Annotated in this window: 18 protein-coding genes; 9 read left to right on the top strand and 9 right to left on the bottom strand. The window is 70.4% G+C overall.

Annotated features, from left to right (window positions below; genetic code table 11):
- Positions 1-53 precede the first annotated feature (53 nt).
- A complete protein-coding gene (locus RAB70_RS12775) occupies positions 54-1,055 on the top strand; it encodes a restriction endonuclease (RefSeq protein ID WP_192578919.1) in 1,002 nt (333 codons plus the stop codon).
- Positions 1,056-1,217: 162 nt separating this feature from the next.
- Here RAB70_RS12775 and RAB70_RS12770 read toward each other — a convergent pair whose 3' ends face one another.
- From RAB70_RS12770 to RAB70_RS12760, 3 genes are all read right to left on the bottom strand, one after another.
- On the bottom strand, positions 1,218-3,206 hold the full coding sequence (locus RAB70_RS12770) for an SDR family oxidoreductase (RefSeq protein WP_148828301.1): 1,989 nt from the start codon (positions 3,204-3,206) through the stop codon (positions 1,218-1,220).
- Positions 3,207-3,482: 276 nt separating this feature from the next.
- Positions 3,483-4,214: a histidine utilization repressor gene (gene hutC, locus RAB70_RS12765; protein ID WP_148828300.1), complete on the bottom strand. Its 732-nt coding sequence runs from the start codon at positions 4,212-4,214 to the stop codon at positions 3,483-3,485.
- 49 nt (positions 4,215-4,263) lie between these two features.
- On the bottom strand, positions 4,264-5,661 hold the full coding sequence (locus tag RAB70_RS12760) for a formimidoylglutamate deiminase (RefSeq protein WP_148828299.1): 1,398 nt from the start codon (positions 5,659-5,661) through the stop codon (positions 4,264-4,266).
- Positions 5,662-5,724: 63 nt separating this feature from the next.
- Here RAB70_RS12760 and hutI point away from each other — a divergent pair, with 63 nt between their 5' ends.
- The 7 genes from hutI to RAB70_RS12725 all read left to right on the top strand — a co-directional run bounded on the left by hutI (position 5,725) and on the right by RAB70_RS12725 (position 13,110).
- The gene (hutI, locus tag RAB70_RS12755) at positions 5,725-6,927 is read left to right on the top strand and encodes an imidazolonepropionase (RefSeq protein ID WP_148828306.1); all 1,203 of its coding nucleotides are present in this window, start codon (positions 5,725-5,727) and stop codon (positions 6,925-6,927) included.
- The gene (hutH, locus tag RAB70_RS12750) at positions 6,924-8,462 is read left to right on the top strand and encodes a histidine ammonia-lyase (RefSeq protein ID WP_148828298.1); all 1,539 of its coding nucleotides are present in this window, start codon (positions 6,924-6,926) and stop codon (positions 8,460-8,462) included. The genes hutI and hutH overlap by 4 nt, the downstream gene beginning before the upstream one ends.
- Before the next feature lie 124 nt (positions 8,463-8,586).
- A complete protein-coding gene (hutG, locus tag RAB70_RS12745; RefSeq protein ID WP_148828297.1) occupies positions 8,587-9,450 on the top strand; it encodes an N-formylglutamate deformylase in 864 nt (287 codons plus the stop codon).
- 50 nt (positions 9,451-9,500) lie between these two features.
- Complete coding sequence (gene hutU, locus RAB70_RS12740) at positions 9,501-11,168, top strand: urocanate hydratase (RefSeq protein ID WP_148828296.1); 1,668 nt, start codon at positions 9,501-9,503, stop codon at positions 11,166-11,168.
- 140 nt (positions 11,169-11,308) lie between these two features.
- Positions 11,309-12,133, top strand: a complete 825-nt coding sequence (locus RAB70_RS12735; RefSeq protein ID WP_148828295.1) for a hypothetical protein — start codon at positions 11,309-11,311, stop codon at positions 12,131-12,133.
- A gap of 93 nt (positions 12,134-12,226) precedes the next feature.
- Positions 12,227-12,484 carry an acyl-CoA-binding protein gene (locus RAB70_RS12730; protein ID WP_017909407.1) on the top strand — a complete coding sequence of 86 codons (258 nt, stop codon included), beginning with the start codon at positions 12,227-12,229 and terminating at the stop codon, positions 12,482-12,484.
- Entirely contained in the window at positions 12,484-13,110 is a 627-nt protein-coding gene (locus RAB70_RS12725) for a TetR/AcrR family transcriptional regulator (protein WP_017917668.1), read from the top strand. Before RAB70_RS12730 ends, RAB70_RS12725 begins: the two co-directional genes overlap by 1 nt.
- 42 nt (positions 13,111-13,152) lie before the next feature.
- On the opposite strand, the gene RAB70_RS12720 is transcribed toward RAB70_RS12725, so the two are convergent.
- Positions 13,153-13,641 (bottom strand): GNAT family N-acetyltransferase, encoded by a 489-nt coding sequence (locus tag RAB70_RS12720; protein ID WP_148828294.1) that lies wholly within the window; start codon positions 13,639-13,641, stop codon positions 13,153-13,155.
- Positions 13,642-13,718: 77 nt separating this feature from the next.
- Positions 13,719-14,123 carry a hypothetical protein gene (locus tag RAB70_RS12715; protein WP_148828293.1) on the bottom strand — a complete coding sequence of 135 codons (405 nt, stop codon included), beginning with the start codon at positions 14,121-14,123 and terminating at the stop codon, positions 13,719-13,721.
- Positions 14,124-14,285: 162 nt separating this feature from the next.
- Here RAB70_RS12715 and RAB70_RS12710 point away from each other — a divergent pair, with 162 nt between their 5' ends.
- Positions 14,286-15,140 carry a hypothetical protein gene (locus tag RAB70_RS12710; RefSeq protein ID WP_148828292.1) on the top strand — a complete coding sequence of 285 codons (855 nt, stop codon included), beginning with the start codon at positions 14,286-14,288 and terminating at the stop codon, positions 15,138-15,140.
- Between the two features lie 241 nt (positions 15,141-15,381).
- On the opposite strand, the gene RAB70_RS12705 is transcribed toward RAB70_RS12710, so the two are convergent.
- The 4 genes from RAB70_RS12705 to RAB70_RS12690 form a co-directional block, all read right to left on the bottom strand.
- Positions 15,382-17,811 carry a membrane-bound PQQ-dependent dehydrogenase, glucose/quinate/shikimate family gene (locus RAB70_RS12705; RefSeq protein ID WP_148828291.1) on the bottom strand — a complete coding sequence of 810 codons (2,430 nt, stop codon included), beginning with the start codon at positions 17,809-17,811 and terminating at the stop codon, positions 15,382-15,384.
- Positions 17,812-18,169: 358 nt separating this feature from the next.
- The gene (gene gyrA / locus RAB70_RS12700) at positions 18,170-20,986 is read right to left on the bottom strand and encodes a DNA gyrase subunit A (protein ID WP_148828290.1); all 2,817 of its coding nucleotides are present in this window, start codon (positions 20,984-20,986) and stop codon (positions 18,170-18,172) included.
- Positions 20,987-21,197: 211 nt separating this feature from the next.
- The gene (mtnA, locus tag RAB70_RS12695) at positions 21,198-22,262 is read right to left on the bottom strand and encodes an S-methyl-5-thioribose-1-phosphate isomerase (RefSeq protein WP_148828289.1); all 1,065 of its coding nucleotides are present in this window, start codon (positions 22,260-22,262) and stop codon (positions 21,198-21,200) included.
- 69 nt (positions 22,263-22,331) lie between these two features.
- On the bottom strand, positions 22,332-23,039 hold the full coding sequence (locus RAB70_RS12690; protein ID WP_408068838.1) for a DUF3011 domain-containing protein: 708 nt from the start codon (positions 23,037-23,039) through the stop codon (positions 22,332-22,334).
- Positions 23,040-23,169 lie beyond the last annotated feature (130 nt).

Raw genomic sequence — 23,169 nt, 5'->3', positions numbered from 1 at the left:
GTGACACGCTGGCGATACACTGACTTCCTTACGGCGCGTGTGCGGGTGCGAGCATGTTTTCCTGGATAGCGGCAGCGATCTTGGCAGTCGCGGCATGGCTGGCGGCCAGCCTCTACCTGTGGCTGGTACGGCGCCGCGAGAATGAGGCTAGCGCCGGACTGCATGCGCTGGCCGGCCTGCACTGGCGCGATTTCTCCTACATGGTGCGGCGCGCGATGCGCGAACAGCGCGACCTGCAGGACGCCACCGTCGACGAGCACACGAGCCAGGAACCGCAAAGCGACTTCGTGATGACCCGCGGTGACGCGCGCTGGCTGCTGTCGTGCAAGCACGGCCGGGCCTACCGGATCGGCTCGGCTGCGGTCAACGAACTGGGCGCGGCGGCACGGCTGATGGGCGCGCAGGGCGGGATCCTGATCACCGAGGGCAAGGTGCAGCGCGACGGCATCGCCGCGGCCGAGAAGCAGGCGGTGGAAATCCTCGACGGCCCGCGCATCTGGCCGATGCTCAAGCCCTACCTGCCCAGCGAACTGGAAGACGGCGTGATCGGCGCCAGCCGCCGTCGCGCGCAGCGCCACATCGCCATCGCCGGCCTGGCCTCGCTTGCCCTGGGCGTAGTGACCGGCGTCGGTGCGCTGGCATTGCAGCAGCCCGCAGAGCCGTCGGCAGCCGTGACCGCAACAGCGTCATCGCCTACGCCCGCTGCCGCAGCCGCGCCTACGCCGGCCGCAACCACACCAACCAGCACCACCGCTGCCGCGCCCCAGCCGGCGCTGGACGAGGCCGGCGACCTGGCCGACCCCGATCCCGCCACCGAACAGCGCAACCGCCAGGAACTCTCCAAGGCCCTGGCCGGTACCCCGGGCGTGATCCGCGGCATCTGGCAGACGCAAATGACCCTGGTGGTCGACCGCAGCGGCGACGACGCCCAGGTGTGGCCGCGCATCTGCAAGGAAGTGGAGCGCTACCCATCCCTGCGCACGGTCCGCATCCAGCTCAACCCGCGCCCAGGCAAAGAGGAACCGGTGCGGTGGCGGCAATGCAGGACGTTTTGATAAGCCGGGATTGGGGAATCGGGAATCGGGAATCGGTAGAGCGGGCTATCGGCACGCGACGAGCATGCACGAGCGACTTTCCTGCCCGAATAGCACAGTAGCGGCCCTGCGTGCAGCCAGCGCTTTTGCAATTCCCGATTCTCAATTCCCGATTCCCAGCTCCTACCAATGCACCCCCCGCATCAGCGCCGCAAACGCGATCTGCTCCTGGCTGGGCTTGGTCTCGCGTAGCGCCTTGCGGTCGCCCTTGGCCGCGGCCGAGTCGGGGAACAGTTCGAAGGCGGTGTTCATCACCACCTCGTAGGCCTTCGGCGCCACGGCGTTGACCAGGGCGGCGAAGATGCCCAGACGCGTGGCCACGCGGCTGGGGCGTTCGATGATCGCCTTGACCATCAGGTCGGCGGCCTCGTCCACGCTCAGCGTCGGCACGCTGTCGTACATCTTGGTCGGGGCGATCATCGGGGTCTTCACCAGCGGCATGTTGACCGTGGTGAAGCTGATGCCCTTGCCCGACAGCTCGCCCTGCGCGCAGCGACTCCAGGCGTCAAGCGCCGCCTTGGAGGCGACGTAGGCGGAGAAGCGCGGCGAGTTGGCCAGCACGCCGATCGAGCTGACGTTGATGATGTGGCCCTTGCGCCGCGCGGTCATGCCCGGCAACACGCCCATGATCAGGCGCAGGCTGCCGAAGTAGTTCAGCTGCATGGTCCGCTCGAAATCGTGGAAGCGGTCGTAGCTCAGTTCGATCGAGCGGCGGATCGAGCGGCCGGCGTTGTTGATCAGCACGTCGACGTGGCCGTGCGCGTCCAGCACGGTCTTGAGCAGGCGGTCGCAATCGGCCAGGTCCGACAGGTCGGCGGTGTAGGCGAAGACCTTGCCGCCCTTGGCGTTCATCGCATCGCGTGCGGCATGCAGTTCCTGTTCGCCGCGGGCCACGATGACGGTGATGGCGCCGGCCTCGGCAACGCGTTGCGCGGTGGCCAGGCCGATGCCCGAGGAACCGCCGGTGATCAGCACCACCTTGCCGCGCACCTTGCCCTTGAGCGAACGGTCGACGAACAGGTCCGGGTCCAGGTGCCGTTCCCAGTGGTCCCACAGGCGCCAGGCGTAGTCTTCCAGCCGCGGCACGGCGATGCCGCTGCCCTTGAGCGCGCGCTCGGTCTCGCGGCTGTCGAAGCGCGTGGGATAGGTGATGAACTTCAGCACCTCGCGCGGGATGCGGAAGTCGCGCAACAGCATGCCGGTGAAACGACGGATCGGCGGCAGGCTGCCGACCGCGGCGCGGATGCTGGAGGGCACGAACGCGAACATGCGCGCGTCCACCCGCAGGGTCATCTCCGGGGCGTGGCCGGCACGGCAGAACACGTTGAGCACCTCGCCCACGCGCAGCGGCTCGGGGTCGGTGAGGTGGAAGGTGTGGCCGTCGAGCTTGGGCTTGTGCGCGATGTGGTCCATCGCATCGGCGACGAAATCCACCGGCACCAGGTTGATCCGTCCGCCCTCGATGCCGAGCATCGGCGCCCATGGCGGCAGCAGCTGGCGCAGCTTCTTGATCAGCGGGAAGAAGTAGTACGGGCCGTCGATCTTGTCGATGGCGCCGGTGCGCGAATCGCCGACCACCATCGCCGGGCGGTAGATGCGCCACTTGATCCGGGTCTCGGCGCGCACCAGCGCCTCGGCATCGTGCTTGGTGCGCAGGTAGGGATCGTCCAGGCCCTCGGCTTCCTCGAACATGTCCTCGCGGAAGATGCCCGGGTACAGCCCGGCCACCGCGATCGAACTGGTGTGGTGGAAGATGCCGGCGCCGATCTGCGCGGCCAGTTCCAGCGCATTGCGGGTGCCGTCGAGGTTGGCGATGCGCTGGTCCTCGGCCTTGGCGGTGAGGTCGTACAGCGCAGCCAGGTGGAAGAAATGCTTGACCTTGCCGTGCAGCGTCTTGCGTTGCGCCGCGGACAACCCGCAATACGCCGCGCCGACGTCGCCGTGCAGCACCACCAGGCGCTTGGGATCCCAGCCCTGCTCGCGCACCAGCGCATCGAACTTGCGCTGCGACTCCTTGCGCAGCAGGACATGCACGACGCCCTTGCGCCGCATCAGCTTGGCCATCAGGTAGCGGCCGATGAAACCGGTGGCGCCTGTCACGAAATACGTCATGCCGAACCATCCCTCGTTCCGCGGCCACGGCCCCTCGCCCGGCCCCGGCGCTAACTTGCCAGAGTGCGGCGGGCAGGACAAACGCACGCCGGCGTATGGCGAACGTGCGGCATCGCAGCATCGCGCACCGGCGAGGCGACTGTGTGTGCCTCATCACCTGCGCTCGTCGCGCGTCGTTTCGCGTCCTGGAAGAGCGGCGTCAGCCGCGACGGCCTTCCACGGACACCTTCGTCGCGCCGGCGTACGTGAGTTGCCTGCAGTCGCCGCGCGCCAAGCTCAGCGCGCGCCGGGCGAGAACCGCGCGACCAGATCGTAGGTGTCGCCGAGGAACACCTGGCGCACGAAGGTCACCGCCTGCTCGCCGCGCCAGGTGCGGCGGTCGATCAGTAGACACGCGGTGCCGGCCGGCACCTGCAGGCGCGCCGCCTGCGCGGCGCTGGCGCCGACCGCGCTGATGCGGTGTTCGGCGCGGGTCCACGGCACGTGCCGCAGCAGCCAGCTGCCGGGCACGGTCACCGCGAAGTCCATCTGCAAGGCCTCCGGCACCGCCACCGGATTGATCACCCGCTCTTCCAGCGCGAACGGACGGCCGTCGGCGTAGTGCAGGCATTGCAGCGCCAGCAGGCTGCCTCCCGCGGCGACCTCGGCCTCCTGCGGCAACGCCGCGCGCGGCGCACGCTGCTGCCGCTCCAGCAGTTCGAAACGGTAGGCATGGCCACGCGCGGCGACCTCGACCGGGATGTCCGGGATCTCCAGCGCCACCTGCTCCATGTGCGGATGCGGCCGCGCCACGAACGAACCGGCGCGACGTCGGCGCTCGATCATGCCGGCGTCGGCGAGCAGCGCCAGCACCTTGTTGACGGTCATCCGCGAGCAGCCGTACTGCGCCATCAGTTCGTGCTCGAACGGAATGCGATGGCCGGGCGGCCACGCGCCGCTGCGGATGTGCGCCTCGATGTCGCGGCGGATGCGCTGGCTGAGCGGCAGCGTCGGCGCGGCCGGCGTCATCGGCAGTTCGTGCCGTGGCAGGCAGCGCACAGCGCGCGCGGGTCGCGGCTCATGCGTCCAGCAACCGGGTCAGCGCACGCGCGTAGCGGGCGGCGACGCCCTCGCGCTGCAGGTGGCGGCCCTCGCGGACCAGCGCACGCCCGTGGCGCCAGACCGAACGCACCGCACCGCCGCGCGCGGCGAACAGCCAACTGTCGAGCCAGGCGTCGCCGTCGCGCGCCTGCAAGGCCGGATGCGTGGCGTCCAGTTCGACCAGATCGGCCGGGGCGCCCTCGCACAGGCCCTGGGCGACGCCAAGCGCCTGCGCCGCGCCCTGTGCGGCGGACTGAAACAGCAGGCGGCCGCTGGACAGCGCGGTGTCGCCGGTGAGCACGTTGCGCCCGCGCAGGCTCAGGCGCTGGCCGTACTCGAGCAGGCGCAGTTCCTCGGCCGCATCGATCAGCACATTGGAGTCAGAGCCCACGCCGAAGCGGCCGCCAGCGCGCAGGAAGTCCTGCATCGGGAACAGGCCGTCGCCGAGGTTGGCCTCGGTGATCGGGCACAGCCCGACCACGGCGCCACTGGCGGCGATGCCCTGCACTTCCGCGGCGTCGACATGGGTGGCGTGCACCAGGCACCAGCGCGCATCCACCGGCGCGTGCGCCAGCAGCCATTGCACCGGGCGCTGCCCGCTCCAGGCCAGGCAGGCGTCGACTTCGCGGGTCTGCTCGGCGATATGGATGTGCACCGGGCCGTCGCACAGCGGCAGCAGCGCCGCCAGTTCGTCCGGGGTGACCGCGCGCAGGCTGTGCGGGGCCAGGCCCAGCACCGCGTCGTCCAGCCTCTGCAGGGCGCGGCGGCTGCCGTCCAGCAGTGCGGCGAACCCGTCGACGTCGTGCAGCAGGCGCTGTTGCGCCGGGTTCGGCGCGGCGCCGCCGAAATCGGCATGCGCGTAGAACACCGGCAGCAAGGTCATGCCGATACCGCTGGTCTGCGCCGCGGCAGCCAGGCGCTGCGCCATCTCGGCGCGGTCGGCGTAGGGCCGGCCGTCGGCGGCGTGATGCACGTAATGGAACTCGCCGACCCGGGTGAAGCCGGCCTCGAGCATTTCCACGTAGGCCTGCTCGGCGATGGCCTGCAGATCGTCGGGGCTCAGCCGCTGCAGGAAGCGGTACATCAGCTCGCGCCAGCTCCAGAAGCTGTCGCCGCTGCGCCCGCCGATCTCGGTGAGCCCGGCCATGCCGCGCTGGAAGGCGTGGCTGTGCAGATTGCCCAGCCCGGGCACCACGATGCCCAGGCATTGATCGCCCAGGGCTGCGGCCACGCCGTTCTGCACCGTGGCGATACGGCCGCCGCGCACGCCGATGCGCACGTCGCGCGCCCAGCCCTGCGGCAGCAGCGCGTGCGCGCACCAGAAATCGCCCGATCCCGCGTTGCCGCTGGCCTGCTGCTGCGCCTCGGTCTGCACTGGACACCCTCCATCGACCACAATATTGTATATACAAAATAACCGACGAGCCTGCCCGTGACCATGCCCTGCGACACGCTCTGGCACAACGCGCACCTGATGACGCTCGACGCCGAGGACGGCGGATTGGGCCTGGTCCACGACGGCGTGGTGGCCTGCCGCGACGGCCGCATCGTCTATGCCGGCGCCGCCGCGCAGTTGCCCGGCCCACTGTCGGCGCAGCGCAGTATCGACTGCGGCGGACGCTGGATCGGCCCCGGCCTGATCGATTGCCACACCCACCTGGTCTATGCCGGCAACCGCGCCGGCGAGTTCGAGCAGCGCCTGCTCGGCGCCAGCTACGCCGACATCGCCCGCGCCGGCGGCGGCATCGTCTCCACGGTGCGCGCCACCCGCGCCGCCGACGAGGACGCCCTGCTCGCCGCCAGCCTGCCGCGACTGGACGCGCTGCTGGCCGAAGGCGTGACCACGGTGGAGATCAAGTCCGGCTATGGCCTGACCCTGGACGACGAACTGCGCCTGCTGCGCGTGGCGCGGCGCCTGGGCGAGCTGCGCCCGGTGGACGTGTCGCCGACCTTCCTCGGCGCGCACGCGGTGCCGCCCGGCGCCGAGGCCCAGGCCTATATCGACGAGGTCTGCGAGCGCATGATCCCGGCGGTCGCCGCGCAGGGCCTGGCCGAGGCGGTGGACGTGTTCTGCGAGCACCTCGCGTTCACCCCGGCGCAGACCGAGCAGGTGTTCCAGGCCGCGCAACGCCATGGCCTGGCGCTGAAGATCCACGCCGAGCAACTATCCAACCAGGGCGGCGCGGCGCTGGCCGCGCGTTACGGCGCGCGCTCGGCCGACCATGTCGAATACCTGGACGACGCCGGCGTCGCCGCCATGGCCGCGGCCGGCACCGTCGCGGTGCTGCTGCCGGGCGCGTTCTATTTCACCCGCGACACCCAGCTGCCGCCGATCGCCGCACTGCGCGCCGCCGGCGTGCCGCGTGCGCTGGCCACCGACTGCAACCCCGGCACCTCGCCGCTGACCAGCCCGCTGCTGGCGATGAACCTGGCGGCGACGCTGTTCCGGCTGACCGTGGCCGAGTGCATCGCCGGCTTCACCCGCGAGGCGGCGCGTGCGCTCGGGCGCCAGGACCAGGTCGGCCGGCTGCGCGCCGGACTGGCCTGCGACCTGGCGATCTGGGACATCGCCGAACCGGCCGAATTGGTCTATCGCATGGGCTTCAACCCGCTGCATGCGCGTATCTGGAGAGGACAATGAGCGACGACGAGATCCTGCTGCGCCCCGGCGCGGTCAGCCTGGCGCATTGGCGCGCCGTGTACCGCGGCGCCAGCGTGCGCCTGGACCCGGCCTGCGCCGACGCGGTGCTGCGCAGCGCGCGCACCGTGGAGGCGATCGTCGCCACCGGCGCGCCGGTGTACGGCATCAACACCGGCTTCGGCAAGCTGGCCAGCGTGCGCATCGAACGCGAGGACCTGGAGGCCCTGCAGCGCAACATCGTGCTGTCGCACGCGGCCGGGGTCGGCGCGCCGATGCCGGTGCCGGTGGTGCGACTGATGATGGCGCTGAAGCTGGCCAGCCTGGCCCAGGGCGCCTCCGGCTTGCAGCCGCAGACGCTGGCGCTGCTGGAAGCGCTGCTGCAGCACGAGGTGATCCCGGTGGTGCCGTGCCAGGGCTCGGTCGGTGCCTCCGGCGATCTGGCGCCGCTGGCGCACCTGGCCACGGTGATGCTCGGCGTCGGCGAGGCCTTCGTCGGCGACGCACGCCTGCCGGCGGCGCAGGCGCTGGCCCAGGCCGGGCTGCAGCCGCTGACGCTGGGCGCCAAGGAGGGCCTGGCCCTGCTCAACGGCACCCAGTTCTCCACCGCCTACGCGCTGGCCGGCCTGTTCGAGATCGAGCGCGTGTTCCATGCCGCGCTGGTCGCCGGCGCGCTGTCCACCGAGGCCGCGAAAGGCTCGGACACCCCGTTCGATCCGCGCATCCACGCGCTGCGCGGCCAGCCCGGGCAGATCGCCACCGCCGCGGCGCTGCGCGATTTGATGCACGCCTCGGCGATCCGCGATTCGCACCGCGACAACGACGTGCGCGTGCAGGATCCGTACTGCCTGCGCTGCCAGCCGCAGGTGATGGGCGCGGCGCTGGACGTGATGCGCCAGGCCGCCACCACCCTGGCCACCGAGGCCAACGGCGTCTCCGACAACCCGCTGGTGTTCAGCGACACCGGCGAGGCGTTGTCCGGCGGCAACTTCCACGCCGAGCCGGTGGCCTTCGCCGCCGACATGCTGGCGCTGGCGGTGTGCGAGATCGGCTCGATCAGCGAGCGCCGCGTCGCCATGCTGGTGGATCCGGCGCTGTCCGGATTGCCGGCGTTCCTGACCCCCAAGCCCGGCCTCAACTCCGGCTTCATGATCCCGCAGGTCACCGCCGCGGCGCTGGTCTCGGAGAACAAACAGCGCGCCTATCCGGCCAGCGTCGACTCGATCCCGACCTCGGCCAACCAGGAAGACCACGTGTCGATGGCCGCGCACGGCGCGCGCCGCCTGCTGGCGATGGCCGAGAACGCGGCCAACGTGGTCGGCATCGAGTTGCTGGCGGCCGCGCAGGGCTGCGACTTCCACGCACCGCTGCGCTCCAGCGCCGCCCTGGAAGCGGCACGCGCGCTGCTGCGCGCCCGCGTCCCGGCGCTGCAGGACGATCGCTATTTCCACCCGGACATGCTGGCCGCCACCGCGCTGGTGCGCGATGGCGCGCTGGCCGCGGCGGTGGGGATGCGGCTGCCCGAGGTTAGCGTCTGATCTGAAGACCCCGTCGCAGGAGCAGCTCTGCCCCTTTTTGGGATCAGCCGCGACCGGGCTTTACCAGGTAATGCCCCGTTCGCGGCTGAAGCCGCTTCCACAGAACAGCACAACGCGAGGCCGTATGACATCCCTGCCCGACTGGCTCAGTGTGCACCGCGGCGATGCGCCGCTGATCCTCAGCTTCCCGCATACCGGCACCGACCTGCCGGAGGCGCTGGCCGACCGCTTCGTCTCGCCGTGGCTGGCGCAGCGCGATGCCGACTGGTGGGTGCATCTTCTGTACGACTTCGCCGAAACGCTCGGCGCGACCATCGTGCGCACCGCGATCTCGCGCTCGGTGATCGACGTCAACCGCGACCCGGCCGGGGTGTCGCTGTATCCCGGGCAGAACACCACCGGGCTGTGCCCGCTGACCACCTTCGACGCGCAGCCGCTGTACCGACTCGGCGCCGAGCCGGATGCGACCGAGATCGACGCGCGCCGCGCGCAGTGGTTCGCGCCCTACCACGCCGCACTGGACGCGGAGATCGCGCGCCTGCGCGCCCTGCACCCGGCCATCGTGGTGTACGACGCGCATTCGATCCGCTCGCGCATTCCGCACCTGTTCGACGGCGAGTTGCCGCAGTTCAACATCGGCAGCGCTGGCGCCTCCGGCGCGGTGGACAGCAGTTGCGCGGCAGCGCTGACCGATGCGGTGGAACGCGTCTGCGCCGGCAGCGGCTTCAGCCACGTGCGCAACGGCCGCTTCAAGGGCGGCTGGAGCACCCGCCACCACGGTGCGCCGGCCGACGGCGTGCACGCGATCCAGATGGAACTGGCCTGCCGCGGCTACATGCACGAGCCCGACACGGTCGACCCCGGCAACTGGCCCTCGCCGTGGCAACCCGAATACGCCGCGCCGCTGCGCGCGGTGCTGCAGCAGGTGCTGCAGGCCTGCCTCTACTTCGTCCGCAGCCCCGCCGCATCCGCCCGCGCCGCCAACTGACGCGCGCGCACCGCGTTCCGCCTTCCGCGCATCCACCTGAGGATTCCCGCATGACCCGCCTCGACGCCACCCGCATCATCCAAGCGCCCACCGGCAGCACCCTCACCGCCAAGAGCTGGCTGACCGAAGCGCCGCTGCGCATGCTGATGAACAACCTGCACCCGGACGTGGCCGAGCGGCCGCAGGAACTGGTGGTGTACGGCGGCATCGGCCGCGCCGCGCGCGACTGGGAGAGCTTCGACGCCATCGTCGAGACGCTCAAGCGCCTGGACGACGACCAGACCCTGCTGGTGCAGTCGGGCAAGCCGGTCGGCGTGTTCCGCACCCATGCCGACGCGCCGCGGGTGCTGATCGCCAACTCCAACCTGGTGCCGCGCTGGGCCAACTGGGACCACTTCAACGAACTGGATAAGAAAGGCCTGGCCATGTACGGCCAGATGACCGCCGGCAGCTGGATCTACATCGGCGCGCAGGGCATCGTCCAGGGCACCTACGAGACCTTCGTCGAAATGGGCCGGCAGCACTACGGCGGCGACCTGTCCGGCAGGTGGCTGTTCACCGGCGGCCTCGGCGGCATGGGCGGCGCGCAGCCGCTGGCCGCGGTGATGGCCGGCGCCTCGTGCCTGGCGGTGGAGTGCCGCAAGAGCAGCATCGACATGCGCCTGCGCACCGGCTACCTGGATACCTGGACCGACTCGCTGGACGAGGCGCTGCGCCTGATCGCCGAGGCCTGCGCGGCGAAGACGCCGCGCTCGGTCGGCCTGCTCGGCAACGTCGCCGACGTGCTGTCCGAGCTGTTGGCGCGCGGGATCAAGCCGGACCTGCTGACCGACCAGACCTCCGCGCACGACCCGGTCAACGGCTACCTGCCGCAGGGCTGGACGGTCGAGCAGTGGGACGCCAAGCGCGTCTCCGCGCCGAAGGAGGTGGAACAGGCCGCGCGCGCCTCGATGGCCAACCACATCCGCGCCATGCTCGGTTTCCACGCCCTGGGCGTGCCGACCGTGGACTACGGCAACAACCTGCGGCAGATGGCGCTGGAGGAAGGCGTGGCCAATGCCTTCGACTTCCCGGGCTTCGTCCCCGCCTACATCCGCCCGCTGTTCTGCCGCGGCGTCGGCCCGTTCCGCTGGGCCGCGCTGAGCGGCGACCCGGAGGACATCGCCAGGACCGATGCCAAGGTCAAGGAACTGATTCCCGACAACCCGCACCTGCACCGCTGGCTGGACATGGCCGCCGAGAAGATCCAGTTCCAGGGACTGCCCGCGCGGATCTGCTGGGTCGGCCTGGGCGACCGCGACCGCCTGGGGCTGGCGTTCAACGAGATGGTCGCCAAGGGCGAACTGAAGGCGCCGGTGGTGATCGGCCGCGACCACCTGGACAGCGGCAGCGTCGCCTCGCCGAACCGCGAGACCGAGGCCATGGCCGATGGCTCCGACGCGGTCTCCGACTGGCCGCTGCTCAACGCCCTGCTCAACACCGCCAGCGGCGCCACCTGGGTCTCGCTGCATCACGGCGGCGGCGTCGGCATGGGTTTCTCGCAACACGCCGGCATGGTCATCGTCTGCGACGGCACCGAGGCGGCGGCCAAGCGCATCGCCCGGGTGCTGTGGAACGACCCCGCGACCGGCGTCATGCGTCATGCCGATGCGGGGTATGCCATCGCCCTCGACTGCGCCCGCGACAAGCACCTGGACCTGCCCGGCATCCTGCGCTGAGGCCGGCGCCCGTCCGCCGCCTGTGCGCGGCGGGCGGGCGCACAACGCGGCAAAGCGGAACTGCGTCACCCCTCGCACGATACAGCCTCAAGTTCGGCCGAGCTGCGCCGACAAGGGATGCATCGTTTCAAGGAGCCTGCATGGGCATCCTGATCTACCTCACTCCTGCCGTGGCGCTGTGGGCTGCCGTTGCCACAGCGTTCGCGCATGGCTTGTTCCAGCGTCTGGGGCATGCCTATCGGCGCGACGCGACTGCGAAGGAGACGATCGCGCGGTATCAGGCGGCGCTGAGCCAGCTGAAGGCGCAGGCCGCCGCCAGCGCGCAGGAACTGGAAACGCTGCGCCAGGACCACGAGCGCCTGCGCGCGACCTACGAATACGAGGCAGCGCCCGCAGCGGCGGCGTCCGCCGATGCCGCACCGGCCGCGGCGCCTTCGCCCGTTCCCCCGAAGCCGGGGCCGGCACCGGCGGCGCCTCCGGCCGCGCCGCCATCGACCATCGCCCTGGCGCAGATCGACATCGCCGACGAAGTCGGCACCCTGCTCGCCCACGTCGCCCGCGTGGCGCGCAGCATTCGCCGCTACAGCGCCTACAGCCGCGGCCACAACGGCCCGGAGCCGGCCAGCGCGCGCTACGACCTGCACTGGCTCTCCGACTGCCTGCACAACCTGGACCAGGTCGGCCATGCGCTGGCGCGCAACAACATGGAAACCCTCACCGCCGCCTGCACCGAACTGCTGACCATGTACGAGCAATACCTGCGCGACGGTTCCGGCTACAACAGCCGCGACACCTTCCAGCGGCTCAGCACGCAGGTGCCGCTGGCCGAAGTCACCGATGCGATCCGTTCCATCGCGGCCAAGGCCTCGCTGGCGCGGCAGGCGCAGGCCGCCCACGAAGAGGCCGCGCATGCGCACGAACGCGTCGCCGACAGCCGCCAGGCCGACGCATTGTCGATGCTGTAACCGCGACGTCCGCGCCGGCCACCGGCCGCGGCCCGCGTTGACCCGGCCTCCCGCCCGTGCTGTGATGCCTGCCGGTCAGGGCGGAGCGGGATCATGGCAGACAGCAAGGCGGCCTTCGAGAAAGCGGTCCAGGACATCAAGCAGCGGGCCGAGCGCCCCGACAACGACACCCTGTTGCGGCTGTACGCGCTGTACAAGCAAGGCTCGGAGGGCGACGTCAGCGGCGCCAAGCCGGGCTTCTTCGACTTCGTCGGCACCGCCAAGTACGAGGCCTGGGCCAAGCTCAAGGGCGTGCCGCAGGCGGAAGCGCAGAAGAAATACGTGGACCTGGTGAAGAAGCTGCTGGCCTGATGGCCCGCGACACCCGGCGGCGCATCCTCGAGACCGCCCTGGCGATGTTCAACGCGCAGGGCGAGCCGCACGTCACCACCAACCACATCGCCGACGAGCTGGAGATCAGCCCCGGCAACCTGTACTACCACTTCCGCAACAAGGACGACATCATCGAGCACCTGTTCGCGCGCTACGAGGAGCGCATGGACGCGGCGCTGGCGCTGCCGAGCGCGCGTCTGCCGGGGCTGGAGGATATCTGGCTGCAGTTGCACCTGGTGTTCGAGTGCATCTGGGACTACCGCTTCCTGTACCGCGACCTGGTCGAGATCCTCAGCCGCAGCCGGCGCCTGCGCCTGCGCTTCGCACGCATCCTGCGCCGCGCCGACGCCAGCGTGCAGGCGGTGTTCGAGGGCCTTGCGCAGACCGGCGCGATGCGCGCCAGCGCCCAGGAACGCGGCGGCGTGGCCACCAACGTGCTGGTGGTGGCCACGTTCTGGCTCAACTACGCGGCCGCGCGCGGCGAGAAGGACGAGCAAGTGGCGATTCGCCACGGCATCGTGCAGGTGATGCAACTGATCGCGCCGTTCCTGCGCGACGCCGAACGCGCGCACCTGGCGGCGTTGATGGACGCCTATCTGGATTGAAGCGCCCTGCCCTGCGCGCAAGCACAGGCGGGGCGGTGCCGCTCAGTCGGCGGCGGCCTGCGCGGCTGGCCCGTCAAGCCGGTAGACCTTGCAGACCAGGCCAGGCGGGGTGCGGTAGGTGCGAAAGCCGATGGCCTCGTAGTACGCCTGCCCGAGCGCATTGTCGGCGGCGATGCTGGCGTCGATCTGCGCCAGCCCGGCGCTGCGCGCGACCGCACAGGTGGCCCGAAACAGCGCGCTGCCGACCCCACGGCGCGCCGCGCGCGGGTCGACGTGGGTGCCGATGATGCCCCAGCCATCGGCCACGTCGTAGGCATTGCCGGGACGCGCGATGCGCAGCGACTGGAAGCCGAGGACACGCCCGTCGGCGTCCTCGGCCAGCACGCATTGGAGACGATCGGGATGCTGCAGGTAGGTCGCGCGCACCGTCGCCAGATCGGTCGGCGCCTTGCGCAGGCCGGCGGCGAAGATCGCGTCCTGCACCGCGACCATCGCCTCGGCATCGTCAAGCGTGGCGGGCCGGATCTGCATGGTGCCGTCTCTCGTCAGGTCGTGGCCGGCGAGTATGCCCGAGCGTGGCCGGCCGCCATGCGTGCGGAGGCGCCGGGTCAGGCGCCAGCGCGACGACGACCAGTCACACGCTTGGCCGGGCTGCGCTTGGCCGCCGCCGGCTTGGCGCCGCGCTTGCCCGTCGCGGCGCGCTTGCGCGACTGCGGACGCGCCTGCAACCCCAGCTTGACCAGCACCGGCTGCAGGCGCGCCTCGACCTCGGCGCTCAACGGCTGCACCTGACCACGCAGCGCCGCCGCGCCCTCGCGCACGCTGCTCTCGGCCTCGTCGGCCAGTTGCGTGGCCAGCGCCTTGAGCGTCGCCGCGCCCTGTGCGGCATCGGCGGCGGCGGCCAGCGCGCGCTTGCGGGTCAGCGCGACCACGCCCAGCCCGGCCAGCCACAGGTGCCGCGGGTTCAGCCGGTCCGGCCGCAGCGCGGAGGTGGAACGCTTCTTGGTCGCCATCGCAGGATCTCCAGAGGGGGCCGGCAGTGGCCCCGATGCGCACCATGCTGGCGCCGGCGGCTTGAGCAAACACACTATCGGCGCCCCACCCTTGCCACGCGCCGGCAGCGGCGCCATGCTCGGCGCGGACGCCGTGGCCCGGCGCCGCACAGGGAGATCCACATGGCAGCAAAATCGGGCGCGTGGGCGCCGTTTCCGTACGACGCCAAGGCCTACGCCTACGCTGGTGATGCGCTGAAGAAAGCGTGGCCCAAGCTGCACGCTGGCGACCGCGAACCCTATCCGGACCCGGCACGCGCGCAGGCCCTGCTCGACGCAGCCGGCAAGGCCGGCAAGGGCCACGACGCGCAGACCCTGTCGGCCGCGCTGATCGAGGCCTGGCGGGCGTTCCACCAGGGGCAGTTCCAGCAGGCCTACGAGGCCGGCAAGGCGCTGGGCGTGTTCGGCGCCTCGGTCGCGGTCAAGGCGATCGGCATCCACGCCGGCTATCTGGTCGAGGACGAAAAAGAGCAGTTGCAGCGGCTGCAGCAGGCCGCGACGCTGGCCGAGGCGGCGATCGCCGCGCTGCCGGACGAGGCCAACAGCCACTATCGCCACGCCTTCGCACTCGGTCGCTACAGCCAGGGCCTGAGCATCGTCAAGGCGCTCAAGCAGGGCATCGCCAGCAAGGTGCGCGCCTCGCTGGAAGCGGCCCTGGAGCTGGAGCCCAAGCATGCCGAGGCGCACATGGCGCTGGCCCTGTACCACGCCGAGATCATCGGCAAGGTCGGCGCGATGATCGGCGGCCTGACCTACGGGGCGAAGGCGGCCACCGCCGAACAGCATATCCAGCAGGCGCTGAAGCTGGTGCCGGACGCGCCGATCGCCCACGTCGAACACGCCAACGTGCTGCTGTTGCTGTACGGCGACAAGCGCGAGGAAGACGCCGCCGCGGCGTTCGAGAAGGCCGCCAAGCTCAAACCGCGCGATGCGATGGAAGCGCTGGACGCAGCGTTTGCTCGCGATCAGTTGGAGTAGACGCCGGCGCAAGTTGAGCGTATCGCGATGTTTTCTCGTAGGGGCGGCTTCAGCCGCGACAGGCCTTCCGGTGAACGCCTGTCGCGGCTGAAGCCGCTCCGTCAACAAATCACACATGCGTAAACGCACGCACCGCGACGGGATCGGCGTGTTCGCGGCACAAGGCCAATCACACCCTTCCCGCATCCACCCCGTCGCGCCGCCGCGAAGCCGCATCGCGACCTCGCAGCGGCGGCGCGCATCAGCCTGCCGGCGGCAGCGCATAGGCGATCACGTAGTCGCCGCGCTTGGTCTCCATGAAGTGATGGCCGGCGGCGACGATGACCAGGTACTCGCGCCCGTCGACCGCGTACACCATCGGCGTGGCCTGGCCACCGGCCGGCAGCTTGGCCTGCCACAGGGTCTTGCCGGTGGCCAGATCGATCGCGCGGATCAGGTCGTCGGTGGCCGCGGCGATGAAGATCAGGCCGCTGGCGCTGACCACGGCGCCGCCGTTGTTGGGCGTGCCGATCTCGATCGGCAAGCCGGAGTGGATGCCGAACGGGCCGTTGCCGCGCGCACTGCCGAACGGACGGTCCCATAGAGTTTTGCCACTGGCCAGGTCGATCGCACGGATGCCGCCGTAGGGCGGCTGCTTGCACAGCAGCCCGGTGAACGGCAGGCGCCAGCCGGCGTTGACGTTGATCGCGTACGGCGTGCCGGCCTGCGGATCGCCGGCGCCCTCGGCGCCGCCGCTGTCGCCGCGCACCTGGTCGCGCGGCGCCCAGCCCAGCTTGTCGGCCTTGGCCCGCGGCACCAGCCGGTTGTAGTTGGGCATGTCGTTGTAGTTGGCGACGATCACCCCACGATGCGGATCCACCGCCACGCTGCCCCAGTCCGAGCCGCCGTTGTAGCCTGGGTACTCGATCGAATGGCGGTCGGCTTCCGGCGGCGTGTAAATGCCCTTGTAGCTGGCACTGCGGAACTGGATGCGGCACACCAGTTGGTCGATCGGGGTCATGCCCCACATGTCGCGCTCGGTCAGGTCGCGCTTGCGCAGCGAGTGGTACAGCGAGAACGGCTGGGTCCTGGCGCGGCGCTGCGGCTCCACACCGCCGCCCGGCACCGCGCGTTCCTCGACCCCGACCAGCGGCTTGCCGGTGCGCCGGTCGAGCACGTACAGCTCGCCCTGCTTGCTCGGCAGCAGCACCGCCGGCACGGTGGTGCCGTCGTGCGGGAAATCCAGCAACGTCGGTTGCGAACCCAGGTCGTAGTCCCACACGTCGATGTGGGTGGTCTGGAAATTCCACACCGGCTTGCCGGTGGTGACGTCCAGCGCGACCAGCGAGGTCGCATAGCGGTCTTCCTGCGGAGTGCGCGAACTGCTCCAGTAGTCGGCCGAGGAATTGCCCATCGGCAGGTAGACGTAGCCGAGCTGTTCGTCGCCGGCCGCGCTGGTCCACATGTTGGGCGTACCACGGGTCCAGGTCTGTCCCGGCGGCGGCGCGCCGGTCCAGTCCGGATGGGTCATGTCCCACGCCCAGCGCAGCGCGCCGGTGACCGCGTCGAAGCCCTGGATCACGCCCGACGGTTCATAGCGCTTCTGTCCGTCCAGCACCTGGTGGCCGGTGACGACGACCCCGCGCACGATGGTCGGCGTCGAATTGATCGAGACATAGCCGGGCGGCGTGGAGCCCATGCCGACGGTGATGTCGACCTGGCCATGCTGGCCGAAGTCCTCGCAGGGCTTGCCGTCGGCCGCATCGACCGCGATCAGGCGTCCGTCCAAAGTGCCTTCGATGATGCGCTGGCGGCAGGCCGTCGACGCCGTTGCCTGGGCGTCGGGCACCGCGTAATAGCTGACGCCGCGGCAGGCGGCGGTATACGGGATCGCCTTGTCGGCCACCTTGGGATCGTAGCGCCAGCGTTCGCGGCCGCTGCGCGCGTCCAGCGCGATCAGCTGGTTGCGTGCGCTGCACAGGTACAGGCTGTCGCCGATCTTCAGCGGCGTGGTCTCCGCGCCCCAGCGCTTGTCCGGCAGGTCGCCGGTGCGGAAGGTCCAGGCGGTGCGCAACTGCGCCACGTTGCCCGGAGCGATCTGCCGCAGCGGCGTGTAGCGACTGCCGGCATTGTCGCGGCCGTAGGCGGCCCAGTCGGCATCGGCGGGCGCGTCGGCCGGCTGCGCGCCGGTGCGCGGGCTTGCCAGCGCCGCGGCCATGCCCGCCGCATGCGCCAGCGTGCCGTCGGCCTCGGTCACGCCGTACGGCAGGAACGCCAGCGCGAACGCACCGACGAACACCAGCGCCAGCACCGCGGCAAGCGAGCGCGACAACCTGCGCGAGAACGGCCGGTCCAGCCGCGGCAGCAGCAACGCCAGCAGCAGCGCCAGGAACACCATCAGGCCCATGCGCGGCACCCAGCGCCAGTAATCGGTGCCCGACTCCCATGCCGCCCACAACAGCGACAGCAGGAAGGTCGCGGCGAACCACAGCGCGCCGCTGCGCCGCGCGCGCCACAGTTGCACGCCGGAGATCGCCAGGCCGAGGCCGGCGACCAGGTAGTACCAGGAGCCGCCCAGCGCCAGCAGCCAGGCGCCGCCAATCGCCAGCACTGCGCCGATCAGCACGCAGGCGCCGCCGAGCAGGTGCAGCGGCCAGCCGCCACGACGCTGCGTTCGTTCGAATTCGTTCATTGCCACTCCTTGCAGGACACGGCCACGCGGAACATCCGCCGTGGCAGCGGCGCACGCGCGCCGCCTCGCGTTTATCCCAGGCTGCAAGTGAACATCACGCGTTTCCGGGCGACACACAGTGACACGCAATCTTGCGGTCTTCGTGATGCGGCGCCGACCTGGGCATCACGCGGCATGTGTCGTGGAGAGCAGCGATTGCCCGACGGCATGGTGGCAGGCGATGTGGCGCAGCGGCACAACGCGTGACAGTCGTGGCGCCGCCGGGGTGCGCGCGAAGCAAGTCGCCCGCATCGTCATGGCCACTCCGAAAACGACGACGCCGGCACGAGGCCGGCGTCGTCGTTCGCTCAGCAGCGGATCACGCCTGCGGCGGTGCTGCCTCGCCAGTGCCTTCGGCGGCGCCCTCCTCGCCCGGCAGCACGTCCTCCTCGACCAGCGAGCCGTCCAGGCGTTCCACCGCCTGCAGCTTCTCGCCCTTGGACAGGCGGATCAGGGTCACGCCCTGGGTGTTGCGGCCGACGCGGGAGATTTCCGAGGCGCGGGTCCGCACCAGGGTGCCGCCGTCGGAGATCAGCAGCACTTCGTCGCGGGTACTCAGCAGCACCGCACCGACCAGCTTGCCGTTGCGCTCGCTGGTCTGGATGCCGATGACGCCCTGGGTGCCGCGGCCCTTGCGCGGATACTCGCCCAGCGGGGTGCGCTTGCCGTAGCCGTTCTCGGTCGCGGTGAGGATGTAGGCATCGGCCTCGTCGCCGTTGCGCGCCTCGGCATCGACCTCGGTGTCCGCTGCGGCGTCGACGTCGTCGGCGTCCTCGTCCTGGCCCACCGCCGGCTCGGCCACGATCAGGCTGACCACGTACTCGCTCTTGGCGAGGCGAATGCCGCGCACACCGCGGCTGCTGCGACCGGTCGGCTTGACCCCGCCGCGGCTCTTGCGCCGCGCGCCACGGGCGTCGTCGCCCTCCTCGCCAGCGGCCTCGTCGTCGGCCACGGCGCCGTCGTCGGCACCGGCCTCGTCGACGGCCGCATCATCGGCCTCGTCGTCCTTGGGCCGTTCGGAGAAGCGCACGGTCTTGCCGTTGGAGGCGAACAGCAGCACGTCGCGCTCGCCGTCGGTGAGCGCCACGCCGACCAGGGCGTCGCCCTCGTCCAGGTTGATCGCGATCTTGCCGATCTTGCGCTGGAACGCGAACTCGCTCAGCGGGGTCTTCTTGACCATGCCGTTGCGGGTGGCGAAGAACACGTAGCGGCCTTCGGCGTACTCGCGTACCGGCAGCACCGCCTGCACGCGTTCGCCGTTCTCCAGCGGAATCCAGTTGACGATCGGGCGGCCGCGCGCATTCGGCCCGGCCTCGGGCAACTGGTGCACGGGCAGCCAGAACACCTTGCCGCTGCTGGTGAAGGTCAGCAGCGTGTCGTGGGTGTTGACCAGCCACAGCTGGTCGATGAAATCCTCTTCCTTGGTCGCCGCCGCGCTGCGGCCGCGGCCGCCGCGGCGCTGCGCGCGGTAGGCGCTGACCGGCTGGCGCTTGGCGTAGCCGGCGTGCGACAGGGTCACCACCACGTCTTCCGGCGCGATCAGGTCGAGGATGTCCAGATCCTCTTCGCTGTGGCGGATCTCGGTGCGGCGCGCGTCGCCGTATTCCTCGCGGATGTTGACCAATTCCTCGCGGATCACCTGCAGCAGCACATCCGGGTTTTCCAGGATGCGGATCAGCCCGGCGATGGCGTCCAGCAGCTGCTTGTATTCCTCGGTCAGGCGCTCCTGCTCCAGGCCGGTCAGGCGGTGCAGGCGCATTTCCAGGATCTGCGTAGCCTGCACTTCGGTCAGCTGGTAGCCGCCGCCGACCAGGCCGACGCCGCTGGGCAGGTCTTCCGGGCGCGAGGCCTCGGCGCCGGCCGCGTTGAGCAGCGCGCCGACCAGGCCCGGTTGCCAGGTCTTGGCCAGCATGCGCTCGCGCGCTTCGTTCGGGTTCGCCGAGGTCTTGATCAGCTCGATCATCTCGTCGATGTTGGCGAGCGCGACGGTCAGGCCTTCGAGGATGTGCGCGCGGGCGCGCGCCTTGCGCAGTTCGAAGATGGTGCGGCGGGTGACCACTTCGCGGCGATGGCGGACGAAGGCCTCCAGCATCTGCTTGAGGTTCATCAGCTGCGGGCGGCCATCGACCAGCGCCACCATGTTGATGCCGAACACCGACTCCATCTGGGTCTGCTGGTACAGGTTGTTCAGCACCACGTCGGCGGCTTCGCCGCGCTTGACCTCGATGTAGATGCGCATGCCGTCCTTGTCGGATTCGTCGCGCAGCTCGCTGATGCCCTCGAGCTTCTTTTCCTTGACCAGCTCGGCGATCTTCTCGATCAGCCGCGCCTTGTTGACCTGGTACGGGATCTCGGTGACCACGATCGCTTCGCGGCCGTTGTCCTGGATCTCGATCTCGGCCTTGGCGCGCATGCGCACGCGGCCGCGGCCGGTGCGATAGCCGGCGACGATGCCGGTGGTGCCGTTGACGATGCCCGCGGTCGGGAAATCCGGGCCGGGGATGTGTTCCATCAACCCGTCGACGTCGATCTGCGGGTTGTCGATCAGCGCCAGGCAGGCGTTGATCGACTCGGTCAGGTTGTGCGGCGGGATGTTGGTGGCCATGCCCACCGCGATGCCGGCCGAGCCGTTGACCAGCAGGCTCGGGAAGCGCGTCGGCATCACCGACGGTTCCTGTTCCTTCTCGTCGTAATTGGGCTGGAAATCGACGGTTTCCTTGTCGATGTCGGCCATCATCTCGTGCGCGAGCCGCGACATGCGCGCCTCGGTGTAACGCATCGCCGCCGCGGAATCGCCGTCGACCGAACCGAAGTTGCCCTGTCCGTCCACCATCAGGTAGCGCAGCGAGAACGGCTGCGCCATGCGCACCAGGGTGTCGTACACCGACTGGTCGCCGTGCGGGTGGTACTTACCGATGACGTCGCCGACGATACGCGCCGACTTGTAGTAGGGCTTGTTGCTGTGCGCGCCCAACTCGTTCATCGCGAACAACACGCGGCGATGCACCGGCTTGAGGCCGTCGCGCGCATCCGGTAGGGCACGCCCCACGATCACGCTCATGGCGTAATCGAGGTAGCTCTTGCGCATCTCGTCTTCCAGGTTGACCTGGATGATTTCCTTGGCGGATTCTGCCATTCGGGTTCCGTAAGTCTGGTGGCGGATCGACCACCACGCCGGCCCGCGACAGGCGGGCCCGCCGCGGCCGCACGCCTAGGGCGCACGGCGGTCGATCGAACCGCCGGATTCTATCATGACAGGCGCCCAATTGCCCGGTTTTTGCCGGCGCGAACAAGCACTTGCGCGCCATCGGCCGCCTCTGCCGGGCGCGGCGGCGCTCCCCTGGAACTCAGCCGCCGAAGGCGGCGCGCATGCGCGCCGGGTCCGGCTGCTCGATGACCCCGCGCTCGGTGACGATGGCATCGATCAGGTCCGCCGGGGTCACGTCGAACACCGGGTTCCAGGCGGCGATGCCGTCGGCCACGGTGCGGGTGCCGCCGACGCCGAACAGCTCGCCCGGATCGCGTTGCTCGATCTCGATCTGCGCGCCGTCGGCGGTGTCCATGTCCACGGTGGACGACGGCGCCACCACCATGAACCTGACGCCATGGTGGCGCGCGGCGATCGCCAGCTGGTAGGTGCCGATCTTGTTGGCGGTGTCGCCATTGGCGCAGATGCGGTCGGCGCCGACGATCACCCACTGCACCGCGCCGGTCTTCATCAGGTGCGAGGCGGCCGAATCGGCGATCAGGGTGGCATCGATGCCGTCCTGCTGCAGTTCCCACACGGTCAGCCGCGCGCCCTGCAGCCACGGCCGGGTCTCGCCGGCGAACACCTTGGCGATGCGCTGCTGGGCGACGCCGGCGCGGATCACGCCCAGCGCGGTACCGAAGCCGGCGGTGGCCAGCGAGCCGGTGTTGCAATGGGTCAGCACGCCGCTGCCCGGCACGATCAGGCCGGCACCGAGCGCGCCCATGTGCCGGTTGGCGGCCAGATCCTCTTCGGCGATCGCCTGCGCCTCGCGCTCCAGCACGGACGGCCAGTCGCTGCCTGCCGCGCCCAGCGCGCCGCGCATGCGCGCCAGCGCCCAGGCCAGGTTGACCGCGGTCGGGCGCGCGGCATTGAGCCGTTGCAGGGCCGGCTCCAGCTTCAGCAACGCCTCGGCGCCGTTCTCGGCCTGCACCTCGCGCGCGGCCAGCACCGTGCCCCAGCCTGCAGCGATGCCGATCGCCGGCGCGCCGCGCACGGCCAGGGCGTGGATCGCCGCGGCGACTTGGTCGCTGTCGGTGCAGCGCACGTGTTCGACCGCGAACGGCAGCTTGCGCTGGTCCAGCAGCTCCAGCGCGTCGCCGGTCCACAGGATCGGGCGGATATGGTCGTAGCGGGCGTAATCGATATCGAGGGCGGCGTTCATCGCGCCATTGTAAACGCCGGCGATTGCGGATTGAGGACGCCGCGCGGTGTCGCAACGCCGCGCCAGCGCTCAGTTGACGCTGAACTCGGCGCGGCAGCCCTTGTCGACCCAGATGCCGTCGCGGTCCCAGCCCCAGCTGTCGTCCTGCACGCAGGGCGCGCCGGACAATTGCCGGCGCAGTTCGACACGATCCTGCACGCTGACACCGCAGCGGCGCCGCGCCTTGCCCTTGGATTCGCACAGCAACGGCCGCGGGCCGGCGGGGAAGCCGGAGCCGTCGGCGGCGCCGATCTCGAACTCGCCGCGGCAGCCGCGCGCGACCCAGATCTCGTTGCGGCGCACGCCCCAGCTGCGCTCCTCGCGGCACGGCACCGACGACAACTGCCGCATCAATCGCACCGGGGCGCCGCGCAGCATCACAGGGCAGCTCTCCAGGCGCCCATCGGATTCGCAGCGCAACACGCGGCGCATCGCACTGCGCGGCGCCTCCACCGGATTGGGACGGAATTCGGCGCGACAACCGAGGGTGACCCACACGCCGGTGGCGTCGGAACCCCACTCGCTGCCACGGATGCAGTCGTTGTCTGAGAGTTGTCGCACCAGTTGCACGCCCTGGTCGGTGGACATCGGACAGTGCACCCAGGTCATGTCGCGCGACTCGCAGCGGACCACCGCGGCATCGTACGCATCGGCGTCCTGCGCCGGCGACGGCATCGGCCACACGCTTGCCGCCAACCCCAGCCAACACCAGCCACCGAGCCCGTACGCCCACTTCATGCTTGGCTCTGCCCCTATGCCTAGAACCTGAACAACGAAGACCTGCTGGCGCGCAGCGTGCGCTTGCCGTGCCCGATCAAACCATCATCGGTGTGGACAACGCAACAACGCGCCGCGAAAACACGTGACG

Origin of the sequence: Xanthomonas sontii (genome assembly GCF_040529055.1) — a bacterium.
GTDB lineage: Bacteria > Pseudomonadota > Gammaproteobacteria > Xanthomonadales > Xanthomonadaceae > Xanthomonas_A > Xanthomonas_A sontii.
The sequence above is the reverse complement of the archived record's forward strand: the minus strand, read 5'-3'. Positions and strand labels throughout refer to the sequence as shown.